The 7,205-nt window shown below is 43.8% G+C and carries 2 protein-coding genes and 1 pseudogene; all 3 read left to right on the top strand.

The window, feature by feature from the left end; genetic code table 11:
- Window positions 1-286 precede the first annotated feature (286 nt).
- Window positions 287-2,821 (top strand): ATP-dependent Clp protease ATP-binding subunit, encoded by a 2,535-nt coding sequence (locus tag VIP81_RS07720; RefSeq protein ID WP_331958085.1) that lies wholly within the window; start codon window positions 287-289, stop codon window positions 2,819-2,821.
- 486 nt (window positions 2,822-3,307) lie between these two features.
- The gene (locus tag VIP81_RS07715) at window positions 3,308-5,020 is read left to right on the top strand and encodes a hypothetical protein (protein ID WP_331958083.1); all 1,713 of its coding nucleotides are present in this window, start codon (window positions 3,308-3,310) and stop codon (window positions 5,018-5,020) included.
- Window positions 5,021-5,096: 76 nt separating this feature from the next.
- Window positions 5,097-7,205, top strand: a pseudogene (locus tag VIP81_RS07710) (hypothetical protein); the annotation flags it as partial.

The raw sequence follows: 7,205 nt of genomic DNA, 5'->3' as shown, positions 1-7,205 counted from the left end.
TTTTATACTTTAGTAAAAATAAATTCTGAACAGAGGGAACCCGCCTATAAAATATAACCGCAAGAGATTGAAACAAAAACCTCCATTTCTTCGTAGATATTTTTAAACGAACGTACCCGCATCACCGCAAAAATAATTCTTATACTATTAAAGTGTAAGTTGTTTAAGTTTAAAAAAGGAATAACTTCATTCCGACAGATAACGTGGTAATCTTAAGTCAGAATTATTCGTTATTATTGTATAAGCAAGCCCCCGTAAGGGTTTTTGATAATTTAATAATCTCACAATGGACCAGAATTTTTCACCGCAAGTTAAGGAGATCATTTCGTTCAGCAGAGAGGAAGCTTTACGCCTGGGAAATGACTTCATAGGTACTGAACACCTGCTGTTAGGTATTATTCGAGAAGGCGAGGGCACGGCCGTAAAGATTCTGCAGGCTTTGAACGTAGATCTGTATGAGTTACGCAAGGAAGTAGAACTGGCTGTAAAAGATAAGACCGGAAAGAACATCGCTAACATCAATAGCCTCCCGCTTACCAGACAGGCAGAGAAAGTGATACGTGTTACCGTATTAGAAGCCAAAGCACTGAAAAGCGCTACGGTGGAAACGGAGCACCTGATGCTTTCTATACTTAAGAATAAGGAAAACGTTTGTACACAAATCTTACAACAATTTGACGTGGACTACGATACTTTTAAAAACGAACTGGGCTTTGTAAAATCTGCGGACCCTAAATCTGAATTCGACGATCCGGGCGAAGAAGAGTTTGAGGACGAAAGAAAGAGTTACGCATCCAAAGCCAAACAGACAAATACCAAATCCAAAACGCCCGTACTGGATAACTTTGGTAGAGATATTACCAAGCTGGCCGAGAGTGGCAGCTTAGACCCGATTGTTGGCCGCGAGCAGGAAATTGAAAGGGTATCCCAGATACTTTCCCGCCGTAAAAAGAACAATCCGATTCTTATTGGTGAACCCGGTGTGGGTAAAACCGCCATCGTGGAAGGTTTGGCGCTGCGTATTGTGCAGCGTAAAGTTTCCCGCGTGCTTTTCGATAAGCGCGTGGTAAGCCTCGACCTCGCCGCCCTGGTGGCCGGTACCAAATACCGTGGCCAGTTTGAAGAAAGAATGAAGGCCATCATGAACGAACTCGAGAAAAACAGAGATGTAATTCTGTTTATCGATGAAATTCATACAATCGTAGGAGCCGGCGGCGCTTCAGGATCCCTGGACGCTTCCAACATCTTTAAACCTGCACTCGCCAGGGGCGAACTCCAATGCATCGGAGCCTCTACCCTCGATGAGTACCGCATGTACATCGAAAAAGATGGCGCACTCGACCGTCGTTTCCAAAAGGTAATGGTAGAACCGCCTAGCGTGGATGAAACCATCCTGATCCTCAATAATATCAAGCAACGTTATGAAGAATACCATAATGTAAGCTATACCGATGCAGCCATTGATGCCTGCGTGAAACTGAGCGACCGCTACATGACTGACCGTCTCCTGCCAGACAAGGCGATCGACGTTCTCGATGAAGTAGGTGCCCGCGTTCACCTGAAAAACATCAATGTTCCGCAAAATATCCTCGATCTCGAAAAACAGATTGAAGATATCAAACAGGAAAAAAATAAAGTAGTTAAAAGCCAACGCTTCGAAGAAGCCGCTGCTTTACGCGATACTGAAAAGAAACTGGGTGAAGACCTGGAACGCGCCAAAGCAATGTGGGAAGAAGAAGTGAAGCATAAACGCTACCCGATTGATGAAGAAGCTATCGCGGAAGTTGTCAGCATGATGACCGGTATCCCCGTTAAAAGGATGGTACAGGCAGAAACTGAAAAGTTACGCCGCATGGGTGAAGATCTTAAAGGCGCCGTGGTGGGACAAGACGAAGCTATCAGCAAAGTCACCAAAGCCATACAACGTAACCGCGTTGGTCTGAAAGATCCTAAAAAGCCAATCGGTACCTTCATATTCCTCGGTCCTACCGGGGTAGGTAAAACAGAGCTCGCCAAATCACTGGCCCGCTACATGTTCGACTCTGACGAAGCCCTTATCCGCATCGATATGAGTGAATACATGGAGAAATTCTCTGTAAGCCGCCTCATTGGTGCTCCTCCGGGATATGTTGGCTACGAAGAAGGTGGTCAGCTGACAGAAAAAGTTCGCCGCAAACCTTACTCCGTAATCCTCCTGGATGAAATCGAAAAAGCACATCCGGATATTTATAACCTCCTGTTGCAGGTTCTGGATGATGGTATCCTCACTGATGGCCTTGGCCGTAAAGTGGATTTCAAAAATACCCTCATCATCATGACCTCCAATATCGGAGCCCGTCAGCTGAAAGATTTCGGTGCAGGTGTTGGTTTCACTACCAGCGCAAGAGCTGTAAATGAAGAAGAGAATACAAAATCAGTGATCGAAAAAGCACTGAAACGTACCTTCTCTCCTGAATTCCTCAACAGGATCGATGATGTAATCATCTTTAACTCCCTGGCGAAGGAACATATCTACACCATCATTGACATCACAATGAAGAGTGTACTGAAACGCCTGAACAACCTCGGTTTCAGCCTGGAACTGACAGACGAAGCCAAAGGCTTCCTGGCAGATAAAGGTTACGACCAGCAGTTCGGAGCCAGACCACTGCACAGAGCCATCCAGAAATACCTGGAAGATCCTTTGGCAGAGGAAATCCTCAACATGAATATTCATGATGGAGATATACTCGTAGCAGACCTGGATAAGGAAAATCAGAAGCTGATCTTTACTTTAAAAAACAACTCTTCCAAGAGTAAATCAGAAAAATCAGAAGCGTAAATAGTACGCAGAAAGAATAAATCATAGCCCGTCAAGGTAATTTTACCGCTGACGGGCTTTTTGTTTTTTATAACATGAACATGTTAATACTCTTCGGAATCATAACAATTTGACCTATAACTCATCTCATCTTATATATCCACCCTTTTAAGTGTCTTTTGTGCAATCGTTATCATATACTGTATCGATTACCTTCCCCCTGATAATCTTCCCATCATCCATTTGAAAAATGGTACTATCATGTCATTTTTTAAAAAGATATAATATGTCACATTTGCAGTATGTGATTAATATGATCTATATAATATATTATTTCCTATAAAGAAACAATTTATCATTTTTACATATTAATTTAAATAGACGTAGGCAGACTGACTGGAATCCTTGTACTCTCGACATTTTTAGCATTTTATCCTTATATCCTTCACTCCGGTAATGACAGTGCCGGAGGTGTATTTGAACTTTAACTATTTATCCCTTATATCTATGAGAACATCTCTACGTAATGTAGTTCGCGTTATGCTAATAGGTGGTGTAGGCCTTATCGCTACCGAAGCCAATGCACAGTTGAAAGTAGGTAAAAATCCTACCTCTATTCAAAAATCAGCTATCCTCGAACTGGAATCAGATAAACAAGGTTTACTGTTACCACGTGTAGCAGATACTTCCCTGATGACCAGCCTCAATCCACCAGACGGGATGATCATTTACTGGACCGCATCCGGACAGGAAGGATTCTATGTCAGACATAACTACACCTGGGAAAGAATGGCCACCAAAGCATCTTCCTGGGATATACTGGGTAACGCCCTCACAAATGCCGCTACACAGTTCATTGGAAGTACCAATCCAATACCATTCGTAATGAAAGCGAATAACGTAGAAGGAATGCGCATTGATAACGGTAATGTGATCGTGAAAAATGACCTGACCCTCGCAGGTATCACCGCCGGCGCCAATACTTTACTGGATGCCGTAATCGTTGATGGAACAGGAAAGGTATTCAAACGCACACTCACCAAAGCGGCCTTCTCCGACTTCATGATTAATGGTTCTGCTGTACTGAATCAAACCATCGTCGAAGACCTGACCGGTAATGCTGCTCGTGATTATCAATTCAATACTAATACAGCAACAGGTGTGCATACACTGACCATTGCTACTCAGGACGGTACTAAAGGGATAGGGTTACTCACCAGCGCTGACTGGACCAGATTTGACAAGGCCACTAAAGCACTTTCAGTAGCCGCTTTCAGTACTACATCCAACGCCAATGGTTTAACAATAGACAACACCGGTGCTAATCCAACGATCGCTTTAAATGCCGCCAGCGACTTAATGCCAGGTGGGGTTTCAATAGGCACTCAATCTTTTGGTGGTGATAAAACATTTACCGGAAAAATTACTGGTAACAGTGGTCTTGCGATCACTGGTGTTACAACTATCGCCGGCGCAACTACTATCACCGGTGCTACAAATATTACCGGCAATACCGACGTAACCGGTACTATGCACGTAACCAGCACCACTAAATTAGATAACACTTTAACACTGGGTAACGTTGCTACTGGTGTTGCTTTAGACAGCACCGTATTGTTGCTGAATAGTGCCAACGAAGTAGTGAGCAAAAAACTGCCTGCGTCTATATTTACTCCCATGACCTTTACACAAGATCATGCAGGTACAGATCTGAAAGTGACTAAAGATGCTGCTAACCTTGTAACGGTAAGCATTCCGCAGGCCGATCCATCTGTAGTAGGTGGTCTGGTAAGCAATGCTTCCCAATCTTTCGCAGGTAATAAAAGATTTGCCAACGATGTAGCCGTGAAGTCAACCCTGAACATTGGTGATACCAGCAATATCGCTAATTCTACCTTACAGGTACAAGGTTCTGTGTCTATGGCCATTAAAGAAGTAGCCGCGTCCTATACGGTGGATGCAACAGATTATACCGTGATCGTAAAAAGCACCGCCGCAGCAACCATTACATTACCAACTGCCGCTGGTGCAAAGGGACGTATATACACCATCAAGAAAGTAGCAGCTGATGCTACCAATAATCTTAATAACGCTGTTACCGTAAAGGCTATAGCCGGTCAGTTCATTGAAGATGGTAACTCCATCGATATCTACAACGACTGGACCTTCATCACCGTACAATCAAACGGTGTTGATACCTGGTACATTATTAAGAAATAAGGTTGAACAGTATTTGAAACGGCTACGTATAACCGTAGCCGTTTCACCTCTTTTGTGCTTACTTAAATGATGATGTATGAAGCTGCAAGGGCTTGTAAAAGTATGTGCTGCCATGTTGTTCTGTTTAAGCAATCAGCAATTGTTGGCACAGCAATTAAAGCTGGGAACCAATCCTTCCGTAATAAAACCATCTGCATTACTTGAACTGGAAAGTAAGAAGCAGGCACTGTTAATTACCCGTATCACAGATACTACGCTGATAACAAATCCGATAAATGGAATGATCATTTATCTGGAACCAGACAACTCATTCCGCGTTAGAGCAAATAATTACTGGACAAAACTGATTCCGGAAGGGGGCACTATTAAGTCTATCAACAACGATTTTACACCAGCGCAAACACTGGCGGTGATCAATAATCCTACTGGTACACTGGGTTTTACTACTCCTACAGCCGGTACCCAAACCCTGACGATTCCGAATGCCGGACTTACCCAAGCCGGGTTTGTTAGCACCGGTGCTCAAACTTTTAAAGGGCTGAAAACTTTTTCTGATGGATTGGAAACAACCACACTACGTGTGACAAACGATCTGGGTGGTTTAGAACCTAACTTGTTATTAGGTAGACGTCCGGATGGCGCCGTAACTTTTATTCAACTGAATAATACAATGTCGCTTAATTTGGGGGTGCTAACAGCTAACAGTGGAACTTCTATGTGGAATGCCAGCCACCTTCAGAGCAAACTTCTCAATGCACCTACACCACTCACCGATCAGGTACTGACTTTTAATGGTACAGAGTGGATCGCCAAAACACCTACTGCAGCAGGCATTACTTCTATTGGATTGTCTATGCCATCACTGTTTACAGTAACAGGATCGCCGCTTACTGCCAATGGTACGATAACGACTACACTGAATACACAAAGCCCTAATCTTGTTTTTGCAGGTCCTGCTTCAGGGTCTACGGCTGCAGCGCCAGCTTTTCGCTCTTTAGTGGCAGCGGATTTACCGACTAACTCAGGCGCCTATATTCAGAACACAACTACTACACAGACAACTTCAAACTTTAATATATCTGGTAACGGTGTGATTGGTGGAACGCTCGGAGTGGGTACCACTACTCCGGGAAATAAGGTGGAAATTACAGGTCCATCTTTCACTACCGCCGCACCGTTTAATGTTTCTGGGCTTCGATTAACAAATTTGGTCAGCGCTCAGTCGGCACCGGCTACTTCAAAAGTACTTAGCATCAATGCCCAGGGCGATGTTATCTTAACAGATAACCCTTCCACCACTAACTGGTTAACCGGTGGTAACACCGCTACTGCCACCCAGTTTCTCGGTACCATAAATGCGGTTGATATGGTGGTGAAGTATAATAACAAAGAACTTTTCAGGGGATCGAGAGGACAAACAGCCGCAGAAAGCGGTGGAACAGATTTTTCTGCCTCCACTTTAACCCTGTTGAATGGTGCTACAAAATTTAATGGCCACCCATTAATTATACGTGCAAATGGTAATGACGTACTGGCATTTGAAGATGCTACAGGTACACCAAAGTGGCACTGGAATATATTAGGAGGTGGGTTGAATTTTGTGGAAACAAATGTACAGGACTACCGGTTGTTTTTGCAGAATGGAGGAAATGTAGGAATAGGTACCAGTACGCCTGCCAGGTTATTGCACGTTGCGGGAACTATGCGGATCACAGGTAGTGCAGGTACATCTACCAGTATCTTAGGTCGTGATGGAAATGGCGATATTAGTAATGTTACCGCAGATGCTACCACCCTCGCTATGAGCGGAGGAACTTTGTCAGCTAACAGCAATTCCAATATCTGGAACGCAGGTGAGATTCAGGGTGTAGATGTAAGTAGCACAGCGCCAACCGCAAACCAGGTGTTACAGTATAATGCTACTACTACTGCCTGGACGCCTGCTACTCCGGGTGCTTTTCCAATAAGAGTTGTTACTGCCGGAGCCTCGGCTACTGTCGGAGTAGCAGAATACTCAGTTATTGTGAATAGAAATGCGGCATTTACCGTAACACTACCGAATGCATCAAGTGTTCCTGTAGGAAAAGTAGTTGTTGTAAGAAAAATCTCAACCTCAAACGTCCTTTTTACAATAAATAGTGCCGGAGGTAATATTGATGGAGCAACTTCTTTGACTTATACGGGA

This window comes from Chitinophaga sp. (assembly GCF_036566945.1).
Classification (GTDB): domain Bacteria; phylum Bacteroidota; class Bacteroidia; order Chitinophagales; family Chitinophagaceae; genus Chitinophaga.
The sequence above is the reverse complement of the archived record's forward strand: the minus strand, read 5'-3'. Positions and strand labels throughout refer to the sequence as shown.

What these genes read in the sequence shown, in the direction of transcription:
- VIP81_RS07715 (WP_331958083.1), top strand. Translation starts at nt 3,308, where the DNA reads ATGAGAACATCTCTACGTAATGTAGTTCGCGTTATGCTAATAGGTGGT.
- VIP81_RS07720 (WP_331958085.1), top strand. Translation starts at nt 287, where the DNA reads ATGGACCAGAATTTTTCACCGCAAGTTAAGGAGATCATTTCGTTCAGC.